Annotated in this window: 13 protein-coding genes and 1 tRNA gene; 6 read left to right on the forward strand and 8 right to left on the reverse strand. The window is 62.4% G+C overall.

Annotation, left to right across the window (positions count from 1 at the left end; translation table 11 throughout):
- On the forward strand, window positions 1-723 hold a 723-nt coding region (locus ABVV53_RS13880), incomplete at its 5' end, for an SDR family oxidoreductase (protein WP_353985018.1).
- A gap of 247 nt (window positions 724-970) precedes the next feature.
- Here ABVV53_RS13880 and ABVV53_RS13885 read toward each other — a convergent pair.
- Window positions 971-1435 carry a thermonuclease family protein gene (locus ABVV53_RS13885; RefSeq protein ID WP_353985021.1) on the reverse strand — a complete coding sequence of 155 codons (465 nt, stop codon included), beginning with the start codon at window positions 1433-1435 and terminating at the stop codon, window positions 971-973.
- A gap of 123 nt (window positions 1436-1558) precedes the next feature.
- Here ABVV53_RS13885 and ABVV53_RS13890 point away from each other — a divergent pair, with 123 nt between their 5' ends.
- Entirely contained in the window at window positions 1559-2188 is a 630-nt protein-coding gene (locus ABVV53_RS13890) for an SOS response-associated peptidase family protein (RefSeq protein ID WP_353985022.1), read from the forward strand.
- 133 nt (window positions 2189-2321) lie between these two features.
- Here the strand turns inward: ABVV53_RS13890 and ABVV53_RS13895 are convergent, their stop codons facing one another.
- The 6 genes from ABVV53_RS13895 to infA form a co-directional block, all read right to left on the reverse strand.
- Window positions 2322-3647 carry a tyrosine-type recombinase/integrase gene (locus ABVV53_RS13895; RefSeq protein WP_353985023.1) on the reverse strand — a complete coding sequence of 442 codons (1326 nt, stop codon included), beginning with the start codon at window positions 3645-3647 and terminating at the stop codon, window positions 2322-2324.
- Window positions 3648-3807: 160 nt separating this feature from the next.
- A tRNA-Phe gene (locus tag ABVV53_RS13900) sits at window positions 3808-3883 on the reverse strand.
- Window positions 3884-3977: 94 nt separating this feature from the next.
- Entirely contained in the window at window positions 3978-4145 is a 168-nt protein-coding gene (gene yacG, locus ABVV53_RS13905; protein ID WP_353985024.1) for a DNA gyrase inhibitor YacG, read from the reverse strand.
- The gene (locus tag ABVV53_RS13910; RefSeq protein WP_353985025.1) at window positions 4142-5116 is read right to left on the reverse strand and encodes an Rne/Rng family ribonuclease; all 975 of its coding nucleotides are present in this window, start codon (window positions 5114-5116) and stop codon (window positions 4142-4144) included. Before ABVV53_RS13910 ends, yacG begins: the two co-directional genes overlap by 4 nt.
- Window positions 5109-5705: a Maf family protein gene (locus tag ABVV53_RS13915; protein WP_353985026.1), complete on the reverse strand. Its 597-nt coding sequence runs from the start codon at window positions 5703-5705 to the stop codon at window positions 5109-5111. Before ABVV53_RS13915 ends, ABVV53_RS13910 begins: the two co-directional genes overlap by 8 nt.
- A 7-nt stretch (window positions 5706-5712) precedes the next feature.
- The gene (gene infA / locus ABVV53_RS13920; protein ID WP_313442420.1) at window positions 5713-5958 is read right to left on the reverse strand and encodes a translation initiation factor IF-1; all 246 of its coding nucleotides are present in this window, start codon (window positions 5956-5958) and stop codon (window positions 5713-5715) included.
- A gap of 256 nt (window positions 5959-6214) precedes the next feature.
- Here infA and ABVV53_RS13925 point away from each other — a divergent pair, with 256 nt between their 5' ends.
- Window positions 6215-8803 (forward strand): TonB-dependent receptor domain-containing protein, encoded by a 2589-nt coding sequence (locus tag ABVV53_RS13925; RefSeq protein ID WP_353985027.1) that lies wholly within the window; start codon window positions 6215-6217, stop codon window positions 8801-8803.
- Window positions 8804-8868: 65 nt separating this feature from the next.
- Window positions 8869-10812, forward strand: coding sequence for an excinuclease ABC subunit UvrC (gene uvrC / locus ABVV53_RS13930; protein WP_353985028.1), 1944 nt, complete (start codon window positions 8869-8871; stop codon window positions 10810-10812).
- A gap of 27 nt (window positions 10813-10839) precedes the next feature.
- On the opposite strand, the gene ABVV53_RS13935 is transcribed toward uvrC, so the two are convergent.
- Complete coding sequence (locus ABVV53_RS13935; protein WP_353985029.1) at window positions 10840-11070, reverse strand: hypothetical protein; 231 nt, start codon at window positions 11068-11070, stop codon at window positions 10840-10842.
- A 161-nt stretch (window positions 11071-11231) separates the two neighbouring features.
- On the opposite strand from ABVV53_RS13935, the gene ABVV53_RS13940 reads away from it, so the two are divergent.
- Together ABVV53_RS13940 and lepA are read left to right on the forward strand one after the other, a co-directional pair.
- Entirely contained in the window at window positions 11232-13820 is a 2589-nt protein-coding gene (locus tag ABVV53_RS13940) for an EAL domain-containing protein (RefSeq protein ID WP_353985030.1), read from the forward strand.
- A 31-nt stretch (window positions 13821-13851) separates the two neighbouring features.
- A complete protein-coding gene (gene lepA / locus ABVV53_RS13945; RefSeq protein ID WP_353985031.1) occupies window positions 13852-15654 on the forward strand; it encodes a translation elongation factor 4 in 1803 nt (600 codons plus the stop codon).
- Window positions 15655-15730: the final 76 nt, after the last annotated feature.

A 15730-nucleotide genomic window follows, 5' to 3' on the forward strand; every position in this document is an offset into this window, starting at 1 on the left:
GGTGCCAGTCGAGGGATTGGACGGGCTACAGCAATCCGCGCCGCTCGGGAGGGTTGGTCGGTGGCGGTGAACTACCGAACCGATCGCATAGCAGGCGATGCCACTCTGGCCGCCATACGAGACGTGGGCGCGCAAGCTGTCCTTGTTCCAGGCGACGTCACCTCTGAAACCGACGTCGCTCGGATGTTTCGGGAAGCCGAATCGGCCTTGGGTGTGCTGACGGGTGTGGTCATAAACGCGGGGATCGTCGCGCCTTCGCTGCGCCTCGTGGATATGGACGTGGACCGGCTACGGCGCATGTTCGAGGTGAACGTGCTCGGTGCCTACCTTACCGCTCGCGAGGCGGCGCGAGTACTCTTGCGCGGCGCGGGGGGCGCAGGCGGCTCGATCGTTCTCGTTTCCTCGGCGGCGGCGCGTCTCGGCTCGCCCTTTGAGTATGTCGATTATGCCGGTTCAAAGGCCGCGCTCGATACTCTGGCAGTCGGGCTGGCCAAGGAGCTTGCGGAAGACGGCGTTCGGGTCAACTCGGTTCGCCCTGGCATTATCACAACGAATATTCACGCGAGCGGCGGACAGCCGGACCGGGCCGAGCGCCTGGGCTCCGGCACTCCGATGGGACGCCCCGGCCTTCCCGAAGAGGTTGCCGAAGCCATCGTTTGGCTGTTGAGCGACGCGGCATCCTATGTGACGGGCTCGATCCTCGACGTCAGCGGAGGTCGCTAGGGCCACGAAGCGGAGGGTGACGCGCGGCAATCAGGTGTTTTTTCAGCAACCTCCGCTAGCGGGATCTCGTTGACAGCGCGGAAACCGAGATGATTATCACGGCGCCGCTGGTCCATCCGCTGTGGCAAATGGCGGGTTTCTCCGAAAGCCGACGCTTTAGGGTTCTGCCCGGAACGACGGGTTTGTCCCAACAGCAGACAAGTCTTCATGCTGTCGCGCGAGGATGCACTAATTTGAGTGTACCGCCTTAGAGAACGTCGCTCGGGCAAGTCCGGGCGACGTTCAGGCCATCGTCCCAATGGGCTTTGTAGATCGCCCGATCGTGGCTGAGCTGCCAGCAGGAGAGGTCACCCTCGCTGCCGGCGACCAGCGCCAGCGTTCGGCCATAGCGGTCCTCGCCGATCCGCTTGATGGTCAAAGACCCGCTCATTGCTGCCTTCAGGTTGTTTGTGGAAGCGTGCGGGTCGCCAGGCGCACAATCTCGACCGGCTTGGCAATGACCGGGTAGCTCCGGGGCATCGATCCCAACGAGCCTGATACGCTCATCGCCGCAGCGGATCGTATCGCCGTCTGTGGCGGAGCAGCCGTAGATCGGGTCAGCATAAGCAACTGCCACATGGCTAGGGGCTGCGTCACGTTTAAGAAAATGAGAGGCGACGCCAGCTGGGCCGCCAACGCCGCCAGCGGCAACAAGCGCAGCGACGATCATCATGACGCGCCTCATCCGGCGCTTGCGTCGATAGTATGGCAGACCTGCGGCTGACCAGGGCGAAGGGGGCTTTCTCCGCACTATGAGAGCTTGGATCGCGACCGCTTAACAGTCTACAAATGCCGCATGTGTAATCGAGCCCGCATGCGAGGTGAGCCTGAAACCCTCTGGGGATCGATGGCGCAGCTGTTCAGCGAGCGTCCGCGCGATAACCGCTTCGATCCAGTGGAGCTTCGCCCTAAGAGCCGCAGCTACGTGGTGCGAGAGCAGGACGGCGAGCGCGCCTGGGACGTGATGACCTGGGATGTGCTTGGCGGCAAAGCGAAATGGCCGATGACGAACGTGCGGCAGCTTGCGCTGCCTCAATGGCGCAGGCTGGCCGAGAAGCCCGAGAACCGTTGTATCGTGCCCTTGACCGAGTTTTGCGAGTTCACTCCGGACAAGCACGATCTTGGCGACGGCAGGCCGCCGCTGAAGGGGGAAATGTGGTTTAGCACCGACCAGCGCGTGTTTCCTGTGGCCGGGTTCTGGCAGCGCACCAAGGATGGCACGGGCTTCACGATGGTGACGTGCGACCCTAACGAACTCGTCGCACCCATCCACCCGAAGGCGATGATCACCATCCTTGAGCCTGAGGACGTGGATACCTGGCTGAGAGGCTCGTATGACGAGGTCGTAGCGCTTCAGAAGCCCTATGATGCCGCAAAGATGACAGTGCGTGGGCCGGTGTTCCCTACGCGAACTGGCGAGGAGTAGAGGGCGCAGGCCGCCGTCGGGGCGCGAACGCGGCGTGCGGAAGATGAGAAACGCTCCGGCGGGGACGGGCAGGCCATTCCAATGGCGGTCTGTGGAGCTCGGTGAGCTTGGCCGCCAGCCGGCCCGAGGCAGCTTACCGCGTCTTCTCGGTTGATCTCGGACGATCTGCTTCGTCCAACAAAGCAGCCGCAGGAGCCAGACTGTTCCCGCTGGTACGGGTGTGGTCCTTCTTGACCCTTTTGGCTCCTGCTCCCTTGGATGCATTCGCGCGATTGCCGTTGTCACGCAGACGATCCAGGTAATCGGACCAGAACTGCATCATGCGTACGCGCTCGGCCCAGTGTTCGCCTCTGAGGTAGGCCCTTCGGACATCGTCGCTTTCCATATGCGCAAGCTGCCGCTCGATCGCGTCTGGATGCCACTTGCGCGACTCGTTCAACAAGCTGCTGGCGGTTGCCCGGAAGCCATGACCCGTCACTTCCTCTTTGCCATATCCAAGACGCCGCAGCGCGGCGTTGATCGTGTTGTCGGAGATGGGTCTGTCGTCGGAGCGGATGCTTGGAAAAAGGTACCGTGAGCCTGCGCGGAGTTCGCGTAGATCGGCCAGCAGGGCCAAGACTTGCCGTGAAAGCGGCACCTTGTGCGCCCGCCCCATCTTCATCTTTGAAGCGGGGATGGTCCAGACCTTGGCCGCGAAGTCGAACTCTGCCCATTCGGCTTGCCGCAGTTCGCCCGGCCTCACGAAGACATGCGGCGCCAGGCGCAACGCAATTCCTATGTGCGGCTGTCCTTCGTAGGTCTCGATTGCCCGCAGCAAAGCGCCGAGCTTGCGAGGCTCCACGATCGCCGCTCGGTGCTGGACCTTGGGGGTGATGAGCGCCCCGTGCAGATCTACCGACACATCCCGCTGTGCACGGCCCGTGGCGATCGCGTACCGAAGTACGCTGCCGCAGGTGCTGCGCAGTCTGCGCGCCGATTCGTGACGCCCCCTGACCTCGACTGTCCGAAGGACCGTGAGCAGTTCGGGCGCGGAGACTTCAGAGACAGGACGATTGCCGATAAGCGGGTAGGCGAAGTCCAGAAGCCAGCGCAGCTTCTGCATCGTCTTGGGGGCTCGACCTTCCGCCTCAATCTTCTGCAGCCACTCCTGGGCCACAGCCTTGAAGGTGACGGCTGCCGAAATGCTTGCCACTCCTCGCGTCAGCTTCTTATAGCTTGAGGGATTGATGCCTTTGTCGAGCAGGCGACGCGCGCTTGCACGTTTCTCGCGAGCCTCCTTCAACGAAACGTCCGGATAGACGCCGAGCGCCATCGTCCCGCGCTTGCCCTCATGACGGTAGTCCATCCGCCAGTACCGTGCACCGCCAGGCTGCACGAGCAGGTAGAGCCCGTGCATGTCGGCGACTTTGTACGGCTTGGCTTCGGGCTTGATCCTGCGGATCGCGGCATCGGTGAGCATGACGGTATCTGCTCCGCGCTGGGCTGGCTGATACCGTCAATGTACCGTCAGGACGCGCGGGTGCCAATGGATCGTGGCGGATCGCAGCGAAGTTGGTACCGTCAGAAAGCTAGGATTTCAGCCGTTTCTGGACGTTGGTGGACCATCGCGGAGGAGGCGATGGTGCCCGGGGACGGAATCGAACCGCCGACACCATGATTTTCAGTCATGTGCTCTACCAACTGAGCTACCCGGGCAACGCTGCGGCGGCGGTCTTGAAAGGACCGGCGAGCGGCTGGAGCAGCGCCTATGGCGAAGGGGCCGCACGTTGGCAACCCCGAAATGACGGATTTATTCTTCGTCTGAATCTCTGGCAGGCGCAGGAGGACCGGGAACGGCATAACCATCGTCCAGCCACTTGAGGAGATCGCGATCGCGACAGCGCGTCGAGCAGAACGGGCTGTGTTCGGCGGTTCGAGGCTTTTGGCAGATGGGGCATGGGCGTGCAGCGCGATTCATGACGTCAGTGCCTGCGCGAACCCGCCGAGCAGAGCAAGCCCCGGATCCGCTTTGAAACTTACCGACCTGCCGGTCCGGGTGATGAGTTCATCGCGCAGCGGCGGCGAAATGGCGGAAATGACCTGGGGATGTCCAACGAGAAGCAGAGAACCTGGCGCGGACACGTCCTCCGCCCGGCGCAGCAGAAGCAGTGCGCCCGTTCGCGCGGGGTCCTGTTGTACGGTTGAAAGGATCGACGGCCTTTCCAAACGCGCAACAAGTTGCACGAAGCCGAAACCGTTCATGGCCGTGCGCTGATGGGGCCAGTCTGAAAGCGCCGCCAGCAGTCCTTCGTCGACCGTGCGGCGATCCTCGCGTGCCTCCACGCTGGGAAAGTCGATGCCGATCGACCCGGCGAGGTCGAAGCGCCTGATCGCTGAGGCAATCACAGGCAGGGCGGCGCGCGCAAGTTGCGCCGGGGGCAGAGTGCCGTCGACATCGATCAAGGTCATCGCGGGAGTGGGACTGATCTGAAGAGCGCCTCCCGCAAAGGCTATGTTTCCATCCAAAGCCTCAGCGATGATTTCCGGCCAATCATCTTGGGGAAACCGGCTAACCGATCGCGCCTGCTGCCCCGAAGCCCGCAGAGCTTTGATCAGGGATGGCGCGGAGCGAGATGGTTCGTCAGTGGGGCGCGCCTGCGCGCGTTTGTAGCGTCCCTTTTCCGCGAGCGCTGCCCGAGTCACCACGACCCGAAGAGGCGCGCCTTCTCGAGCATCGCGCGGCAACGCATCTACAAGCGCCTCCTCGCCACTATCGAACAGCAGGGTGCCGCGGCGCGCTCCAGAGCTTCGGGAGGCCAGCTTGGCATCTGTGACCAGTCCGGCCGTCAGCTTTCCCGGGCGGTGAAGACGGGCTGCAATGATATCGCCATGGTCGACAAGGATTGCGCGATCCTCTCCGATGCCATGTTCGACCAGCCACTCAGCCAAGCGCGAAACCTGCGGAGCGCAGCAGCGCGCGTGTTTCGAAAAGCGGCAAGCCAACGACGCCGGAATGGCTGCCGGAGATCCAGGCGATCAGCCCTTCGGCGCTTCCCTGGATGGCATATCCGCCAGCTTTGCCGTCCCACTCACCCCCGGCGAGATAATCTTCGATTTCCTGTGTGCTGAGCGCTTTGAACCGCACGATGGTGTCGGACAGCCGCTCCCGCAGAGTGCCGTCTGGGCGTTTCACAGCAACCGCGGAAAGCACATGATGCCGGCGCCCGGAAAGCAGTTGCAAGCAGGCTCGGGCGGTAGTCACGTCCTCAGCCTTCGGCAGAATGCGGCGGCCAACCGCCACCACAGTGTCGCCGGCGAGCACGTGCGCGCCGTTGCCGGACACCGCCAAAGCTTTCTCGCGCGCCATGCGTTGCGCGTAGGCGCGAGGAAGTTCCTGGGCCTCTGGCGTTTCGTCGATATCCGCTGCTGCAATCGCTTCAGGTATGATCCCAACACGCCCGAGCAACTCGCGCCGGCGCGGGCTGGCCGACGCCAGGATCAGTCGAGGAGCAGGAGAGTTGCGCGGCTGCGCCTGCATCCGAGTATCAGTACGAGCCTGGTCCGCCGCGGCCCGGCATGAAGCGATAGGTGATGCGGCCCTTGGTGAGATCATAGGGTGTCAGCTCGACCAGGACTTCGTCACCCACCAGCACACGAATGCGGTTCTTGCGCATCTTGCCGGCGGTATGGCCGAGGATTTCATGACCGTTCTCGAGCTCTACCCTGAACATCGCGTTGGGCAGCAGCTCGACTACCCTGCCGCGCATCTCGAGGAGTTCTTCTTTCGCCATCGGCGATCAGTTTCCGTTCGTCTTGTTCATCATCGGGGCGGCACATAGCTATCGCTCGCCGAAAAGGGAAGTGTCGCGTTCTAAAGGATCTCCGCGACGGTTGCGACAATTTGATACCCTCCGCGGCTTGTCGTGGGAGAGGGTTCACCTTCATCAGGCACTCATCGCTTGCTGCTCACAAGCGCCTCTACTGTATTTCGGAGAACTGGCTTTGCGTTCCCTCTTCACGATTTCGCTCCTGGCGGGATGCTGTCCGATGGTCGTCCATGCTCAGGAAGCAGCGCAGACCGGTGCTCCCGCCGCTCAGCCCGCCGAGGAAGAGGAGGAGGAGCCAGGCGAGTACGACGGAACGGACGAGATCGTGGTGATCGCCGGCCGGCTCCGCGGCGAAATTGACGTGCCCCAGCAGCCGGTTGCTGTCTTCGAGGAGCAGGACATCGCCGCGTACGGCGCAACATCCATCTCGGAGCTGCTCGACGCCATCTCACCGCAGACCGGCAGCGGCCGAGGACGAGGAGGTGGACGCCCCGTCATCTTGCTGAACGGTCAGCGTATTTCAAGCTTCCGCGAGTTGCGGTCGATCCCGCCCGAGGCGATTCGACGGATGCAGGTTCTGCCGGAGGAAGTGGCGTTGCGCTTTGGCTATCCACCAAACCAGCGCGTCGTGAACATCATTCTGAAGGACAACTTTTCGAGCAAGCAACTGGCGGGTGAGTTCAATTATCCGACGCGCGGTGGCTATTCGAATTATGAACTCGAAGGCAGCCTGTTCCGCATCGACGGGCAGCGCAGGACCACGTTGGAAGCAAAGATTACAGAGACATCCCTGCTGACCGAGGCAGAGCGAAACATAGACGTAGCTGGAGATTCCGAAATCCCGGCCGTCGCGGGCGACCCAGATCCTGCTCGCTATCGTAGCCTTGCCGCAGAGAGCCGCGAGATCACGCTGGGCGGCACTTCGGCAATGGGCCTAGGCGAAGATGGTCTTGGGGGCTCCCTGACCGTCAATGGCGCTTATACCCGGACTGACACGCGCTCGCTTTCTGGCCTGGACACCGTGCTGCTGATCGGCCCTAACGGCACGACCGCACGGCGCAACCTGGAAGGAGCTCTCCGGACGCGTGTCGGGACTGACGCGTTCGAAGGTGGGCTCGCGTACAACAGGTTGGTGGGGACGTGGCAACTCTCTGCTACGCTCGACGCTGGCTACACGACCACGACGACCAGAGTTGATCGGCGGCGGGATCTTACGGGTCTTCGCGATGCGGCACTCACGGGGACGCTGGACATCCTGGGGCCTTTACCGCCCGTTCCAAGCGCCGGATACGATACGGCTCGATCGGAGGATTTGAGTGCGAGTTCTCTGGTTACGCTTGCCGGAAATGTGCTGCGCTTGCCGGCGGGCGACGTGGCCGCGACCGTACGCGCTGGCTTCGACTACAACCGCAGTGACAACGAAGACACGCGCAGCTCGCTGGGGGCGTTCATTCTCGACCGCAGCGTGGCCTCGGCAGGCGTTAACCTGGCCTTGCCGCTGACTAGCCGGCGCGAGGATGTACTCGGCGCCGTTGGCGACATCGCGCTGAACCTTAACGCAGGGTTCGATCATCTTTCGGACTTCGGTACGCTGACGGAGTGGAGTGCTGGCGTGACGTGGGCGCCCACCGAGAAGCTGAGCCTGCAGGCAAGCTATATCGTTAACGAGGCCGCCCCTTCGCTTGGTCAGCTCGCGAGCCCACAAGTGCGCTCGTACAACGTCACTGCCTACGATTTCATCCGCAACGAGACAGCGCTTGTCACGGTCTTGTCTGGCGGCAATCCTGATCTTCTTGCAGAGCGGCAGCGCGACATCAAACTCGCCTTGAACTGGGACTTGCCGGTACTCGAGCGATCGAACCTCGTCATCGAGTATTTCCGCAATCGGTCGAGCGGCGTCACCCAGTCATTCCCGCTGCTGACCCCTGCAGTGGAAGCTGCGTTTCCAGGTCGGGTGAGCCGCGATGCTTCAGGCCGGTTGATCGCCATTGATCGCAGGTCGGTTACGTTCGACGAGATCGCCAGTTCTCGCCTACGCTGGGGGCTGAACTTCGGCGGACAGTTTGGCAGTGTTACAGAAAGCAGTGCAGCTGCAGGCGGACGTGGCGGCGGCGGGGACCGCAGAGGTGCCGGGGCCTTTCCTGGGGAACGGCTCAACCGTCCTGCTCCTTCTGGCGAAGCGTCTCCGGCCGGCGGCGAACGGACGAGTCGGTCCGACGCCGAACGGGCAAACATCCCCCCGGAGGGCGGCCGTGAGGCAGCGGCGCCAGAGGCTGGCCGGGGTCCGCGCGGGCCAGGGTATGGTCCCATGGGCCGCGGCGCACAACGCGGACGCTGGAACGTCTCTGTTTACCACACCTGGCGATTCACCGACACGATTCGCATCGCGCCCGGCGCGCTTGAGCTCAACCAGTTGGAAGGAGATGCGATCTCTTCGGGCGGGGTGCCAAGGCATGCGCTGGAGTTCGAAGGTGGGCTCTTCAAGGACGGCTACGGCTTGCGCGTCAATGGCAAGTGGAATGCTCCGGCCCGTGTAAACGGCAGCGGCTTACCCGGCAGTTCCGACTTGCGGTTCGGAAGCACGTTCAACATCGGCCTTCGCATGTTTGTAGACCTGGGGCAGCAGGAGTCGCTGGTTCAGAGCTCACCTTTCTTCAAGAATGCGCGGCTGTCCCTGACAGTTGATAACCTGTTCGATCAACGTCAGCGCGTCACTGATGAGAACGGCGTCGTTCCGCTGGCGTATCAGGCTGCCTACCGCGAGCCCCAAGGCCGGATCGTAGGCATAGATCTCCGCAAGATGTTCTAAGCGCTATGGGGTCATAGCGGCGGGGCGGAGTTCCCTTTTCGTCCCGCCGCTCCTAAATCGCTGGCATGGCTCGAATCCCCGCCGGCAGACCCGATCTTCCCAAAGGCACTGAACGCTTTAATGAGGAGAACGCGACGTATACCGTCCGCGGGACGGAGACACCCGACCTGCAGGCAGGTGTCGAGGTGATCCGAGACACCGTACGTACGCTCAAGCCTCGTCCGGGCGTCTATCGCATGCAGGACGCCCGCGGGGACGTTCTTTACGTTGGCAAGGCGCGGGCGCTGAAGAACCGCGTGGCCAACTATACCCAGTGGGAGCGATTGCCGAGCCGTCTGCAGCGCATGGTGAGCCAGACGCGCAGCATGACCATCGTCACCACGAACTCGGAGGCAGAGGCGCTGCTGCTCGAGGCACAGCTGATCAAGCGCTTCCGTCCCCCCTACAATGTGCTCCTGCGCGACGATAAATCCTTCCCTTTCATTCTCTTACGCGCTGATCACAACTTTCCGCGGCTGATGAAGCATCGCGGCGCACGCAAGGCGAAAGGAAACTACTACGGTCCGTTCGCCAGCGCCGGATCCGTCAACACAACGGTCAACGCGCTGCAGAAGTTGTTTCTGTTGCGCAGTTGTACTGACAGCTTCTTTTCTCGTCGGGATCGTCCCTGCCTTCTTTACCAGATCAAGCGTTGCTCGGCCCCGTGCGTCGGGCGCATCGATGAGGAAGGCTATGCGGAGTTGGTGCGCGAGGCGAAGGACTTCCTTGGCGGCCGATCGAGTGCCGTCCAAAAGAAGATTGAGACGCAAATGGCAGAGGCGGCGGAAAACCTGGACTTCGAGCGCGCCGCCATGCTGCGCGACCGGCTGCGAGCGGCGACTTTCATCCAAGGCAGCCAAGCCATCAACGCCGAAGGAATGGATAACGCCGATATCTTTGCAATGGCTTGCAAGGGGGGACACGTCGGCATCCAGGCCTTCTTCATCCGCGGCGGTCAGAACTGGGGGCATCGGGCCTTCTTCCCGACCCATACCGAAGGCCTTTCGGAAGAAGAGATCATGACGAGCTTCCTCGCTCAGTTCTACGAGGAAGTGCCGCCAGCGCGCACGATCCTGGTGGATCGAGAGTTGCCGGAAGCGGAACTGCTGGCTGAAGCCCTGCGGGAGGGAGCGGGCGGACGCGTCGAGATATCGGTACCGCAGCGCGGAAACCGGCGCAATTTGCTTGCTCAGGCCACACGCAACGCGGTCGAAGCTCTCGATCGCCGCCTCGCCGAGCGTAGCACCCAAGCCAAAGTCATGAGCGAGCTGGCCGAATTCCTCGAACTGCCGGAGTTGCCGCAGCGCATCGAGGTCTATGATAACAGCCACATACAAGGCACTAAGGCAGTCGGCGCGATGGTCGTCGCCGGACCGGAAGGTTTTCTGAAAGGACAGTATCGCAAGTTCAACATCCGTCAGGCGCAAAGCAACGATGACTTCGCGATGATGCGCGAGGTCATGGCACGTCGCTTCGCACGCGTAATGGAGGAGGACCCCGATCGCGAAAACGGGATGTGGCCGGATCTCGTGCTTATCGACGGGGGGAAGGGGCAGATGACGGCAGTGCGCGAGACGATAGACGAACTCGGGATCGAGGACATCGCGCTGATCGCTATCGCCAAAGGACCGCATCATGGACGGGAGGGACGCGAGGTGTTTCACTTTCCCGATGGTCGCGAAAAAATGCTGCCGGTGAACTCTCCGCTTCTATTCTACCTGCAGCGGTTGCGGGATGAGGTGCACCGCTTTGCCATCGGAGCCCACCGGGCGAAGCGCAGCCGCGCGATCACCGCCAGCCCGCTGGACGAGATTCCCGGCGTTGGCCCAGCCAGAAAACGCGCACTCCTGCTGCACTTCGGGACCGCTGGGAAGGTGCGCGCCGCGAGCCTTGAAGACCTCCAGCGAGCGCCGGGAGTCAGCGCAGCCGTCGCGCAAACGATCTACGATTTTTATCACCCCGCGGGCTGAGTAGTCGAGCGGCAGCGCCGCATTGGATCATCCGGCTGTGGTCGCAGCCTTGACCATTTCTTCGATCAGCACGAACTTTTCACACCGGGATCCTGCTCGGGCATTCGCAATTTCCGCGTCCTCGATCTTCTTCCAGACCCGAAAGCGCGGGTCGCGGCCAACCACCACAGACTGCGCTGCACGTCTTGGCACGACAGCACCCTGCACGGTGGTATAATCCGTGATCGCACTTAACCCAATCGCAACGGCGGCGCGCACATGCAGGTGCCATGGTAAGCAGCCGCGAAGGTTCTTCTATTTCTATTTCGTCGTGCGCGACCAACCCTGATGGTCTGGACGCCCCGACGGATGGTGCCGTGAAGGTTTATGGCAGGGCACCAGCGAGGCGGCACCATTTGGATCGTCGACGTAAGCCGCGAATGCAGTCCTTCAATACTGCTCTCCAGAGTGCCGAAGACGGTCAGCAGGGCTTCGTTCCGCGGAGTTGGGGCCTTCTCACGGCACCGCTGGTGGGGCTCTTCGTGCTGATGGCAGCGTTGTCCACTTCGCTGCCGGATGTTCTCTCCTTCATCATGGTCGGCGCCGCTGTGGCAATCTGTGCGGGCGCCCCTAAGCTCGTGCGCCTCGACAACTCGTCCTCCGCTGGCACGTGGTTACGCTACCCAGTGCTGGTCATGGCTTTCGGCCTGCCGACTGCCCTGTACGGCTTCGCGGTGGCGCGATGGGCCGATGGTGGATCTGCGCTTGGGTGGGCGCCTGCAGTGGCGACGTTCGCAATCCTCTCGTTGCTACTGACAGCCTTGCTTGAAGACCGGATAGCTTCAAAGGTGATTGCGCTGTTTGCGCTTTGGATCGGTCCTTCGCTCTACAGCGACAGCTTTCAAGCTCGTTCATTGTTGGTCGTGGGCGGGGTGCTTGGTATCGCCATTGCCTGTCGCGAGGTGGGCAGGGTGCAGAAGGCGGCTGAGGCCCGTGCAGCGCGCGAGCACGCACAACATCGGGCAGAGGAACTGCTCGCCGAGTACGAAGAGACGGGGCAGGGCTGGTTCTGGGAGACCGATCGACGAGGGCAGATCACGTACATTTCCCAGCGGATTGCGGACTTGCTTGGAAAAGCGCGATCGGAACTGGAGGGGCGCCCCGTCACGAACCTGTTTGTCTTGAACGCACAGGAGCAGGAAAGCGAACGCACCCTCGTATTCCATTTTTCCACCCGATCTTCATTTCAGGACGTCCAGGTTCGCGCTGCGACGAGCGAGCAGGAGGAGCGCTGGTGGTCGATCTCTGGCCGCCCCGTTCTCGACCAGTTCAACAACTTTCTCGGTTTCCGGGGGTCCGGAACGGACCTTACCGAGACGCGCAAGTCGCAGCGCCATGTTGTGGAACTGGCCCGGTTTGACTCTCTCACTAAGCTCGCCAACCGCTTTCAGATGGCTGAGTGGCTGGAAAAAATCCTTAGCGCGCCACGCCTCGAGAACCGGGCCTGCGCAGTCTTCCTCCTGGATCTGGACCGATTCAAGCAGGTCAATGACACCATGGGCCATCCTGCGGGAGATGCTCTGTTGCGCCAGGTCGCGGACCGCCTTCGCAGTACTGTTGGTGAGGCAGGTAGAGTTGGGCGGCTGGGCGGTGACGAGTTTCAGGTGGTCATCCCGGGCCTGCAGCCCCGGGACGAACTGGCGTATCTGGCTCTCCGCATCATCGAGAACCTCTCGCAGCCCTACTCTATCGAAGGAAGCCGCGTCACAATCGGCGCCTCGGTGGGCATCGCCTTGGCTCCGGACGATGGTTCTACGTCCGAAGCGCTGATCCGGAATGCCGACCTCGCCCTATATGCCGCCAAAGACGGTGGACGCGGACGGCACCACTTCTACGCGAGGGACTTGCATAGCGACGCGCAAGAGCGCCAGCAACTTGAGCAGGATCTTCGGGACGCCATTGCCGAAGGGGGGCTGGAACTCCAGTATCAGCCGCAGGTGTGCCTTGCGAGTGAGGAAATCACAGGTCTGGAGGCCCTTCTCCGCTGGAACCATCCGCGACTAGGTTACCTTTCACCGGCCAAGTTCGTGCCGATCGCAGAAGACGCGGGACTGATACCGCAGATCGGTGAATGGGCGCTACGTACAGCTTGCCGCGCCGTGGCTCAGTGGCCGAAGGGAGTGCGCGTCGCGGTGAACGTTTCGCCGCTCCAGTTCGCGAACCCCGCGCTTCCCGCAATCGTCACCAGTGCGCTCACAGGCTCGGGGGTCGCACCAGAACGCTTGGAACTGGAGATCACCGAGAGTGTCTTTCTGGGTGACCAGAAGAGCACGGAAAGCACATTCGCCGCGCTCAAGCGAGTTGGCGTGCGGCTTGCCCTTGATGACTTCGGTACCGGCTATTCCTCTCTGGCCTATTTGAGGAATGCGCCGTTTGACAAGATCAAGATAGATCAGAGCTTCGTACGCGGTGCTACGGTCGAGGGGAGCCGCAACGGCGCCATCATCGCTTCCATCGTCAGTTTGGCGGAAGCGCTCGGAATGGAAACCACTGCGGAGGGGGTCGAGACGTTCGACGAACTGGACCTCGTCAGAACGCTCGGCTGCAGCCATGTCCAAGGCTACATCTATGACAGTGCGCTCACGGAAGCAGCTGCCACGGCAAGGCTGAATGAGGGGCTTTCAGCTTTGGCGAAGGGGCCAAAATCCGCGCGGGCAGCAAGGCAGACCATGCTGCGAAAGGTCAGGTTGGAACATGACCGCCAAGGTTATGACGGAACCATTCGCAATATCTCGTATACGGGAGCGATGGTCGAGGGGCTGTGGAACGTGCCTGAAGGAACAGTCTTCGCACTGCAACTGTCTGAAGGGCTGACCGTGGAGGCGACTTGTCGCTGGTGCGATGAGGACCGAATGGGGGTTGAGTTCGCGAACCCACTGCCTCTCGACGAGACGGGGGCCGTGTCGTTCGCCCCTCCTCGAGAGGTGCGGGACAAGATGGACTCTTCAGTGCTGCGTAAGGCAGGCTGACAGTTTACCAACGGCCTGCTAACGGCGCGCGATGACTGATCTCGCTCTTATTCGTAACTTCTCGATCATTGCCCACATCGACCATGGCAAGTCGACCCTGGCTGACCGGCTGATCCAGCGCACCGGCGGGCTCTCCGATCGCGAGATGTCCGCGCAAGTCCTTGATAACATGGACATCGAGAAGGAGCGCGGGATCACCATCAAGGCGCAGACCGTGCGCCTGAACTACACCGCCAAGGACGGGCTCACTTACGAGCTCAACCTCATGGACACGCCCGGCCACGTCGACTTCGCCTACGAGGTCAGCCGCAGCCTCGCCGCGTGCGAGGGCGCGCTGCTCGTCGTCGACGCCGCGCAAGGGGTCGAGGCGCAGACGCTCGCCAACGTCTACCAGTCGATCGAGCACGACCACGAGATCGTCCCCGTCATCAACAAGATCGACCTCCCCGCCGCCGAGCCCGAGAAGGTCCGCGCCGAGATCGAGGACATCATCGGCATCGACGCCAGCGACGCCGTCCTCGCCAGCGCCAAGTCCGGCATCGGCATCGACGAAGTGCTCGAAGCCATCGTGACGAAGATCCCGCCCCCCAAGGGGATGCGCGACAAGCCGCTCACCGCCATGCTCGTCGATTCCTGGTACGACCCGTACCTGGGCGTCGTCATCCTCGTGCGCGTGATCGACGGCGTCATCAAGAAGGGCCTGCAAGTCAAGTTCATGCAGGGCGGCACCGAGCACCTGATCGACCGCGTCGGCGCCTTCACCCCCAAGCGCGTGGACTTGCCCGAACTCGGCCCTGGCGAGATCGGCTTCATCACCGCGCAGATCAAGGAAGTCGAGCAAGCCAAGGTCGGCGACACCGTCACCACCGTGAAAGGCGGGGCGACACAGGCGCTCCCCGGCTACAAGGAAGTGCAGCCGGTGGTGTTCTGCGGCCTGTTCCCGGTCGACGCCAACGACTTCGAGAAGCTGCGCGAATCGATCGGCAAGCTGCGCCTCAACGACGCCAGCTTCAGCTTCGAGATGGAGAGCAGCGCCGCGCTCGGCTTCGGCTTCCGCTGCGGGTTCCTCGGCCTGCTCCACCTGGAGATCATCCAGGAACGCCTCAGCCGCGAATACGACCTCGACCTCATCACGACAGCACCCAGCGTGGTCTACCGCCTGACCATGACCGATGGCAGCGTGAAGGAACTGCACAACCCCGCCGACATGCCCGACCCGGTCAAGATCGCCGAGATGGAAGAGCCCTGGATCAAGGCGACGATCTACACGCCCGACGAGTACCTCGGCTCGATCCTCAAGCTGTGCCAGGACCGCCGCGGCATCCAGATCGACCTCACCTACATTGGCGGCCGCGCCCAGGTGACGTACGAGCTGCCGCTCAACGAAGTGGTGTTCGACTTCTACGATCGCCTCAAATCGATCAGCCGCGGCTACGCCAGCTTCGACTACGAGCAGATCGGCCTGCGCGAGGGCGACCTCGTGATGATGAACATCCTGGTCAACAACGAGCCGGTCGACGCGCTGAGCATGATCGTCCACCGCAGCCAGGCCGAAGCCCGCGGCCGCGGCCTCGTCGAGCGCCTCAAGGAGCTGATCCCCCGGCACATGTTCAAGGTGCCCATTCAGGCCGCGATCGGCGCCAAGGTGATCGCCCGCGAGACCATTAGCGCCATGCGCAAGGACGTGACCGCCAAGTGCTACGGCGGCGACATCAGCCGCAAGAAGAAGTTGTTAGATAAGCAAAAGGAAGGCAAGAAGCGGATGCGGGAATACGGTAACGTGAGTATCCCGCAGGAGGCGTTTATTGCGGCATTACGCATGGGTGAAGAGTAGAGGAGACCGCAGGCGCCTAAGCGACGTTCTGCAAGAACGGTAGCTTAGAAGCCGGTGCGCGAAAGCGCAGCGGTCG

Source organism: Novosphingobium kalidii (assembly GCF_040534015.1).
GTDB classification, from domain to species: Bacteria; Pseudomonadota; Alphaproteobacteria; order Sphingomonadales; family Sphingomonadaceae; genus Novosphingobium; species Novosphingobium kalidii.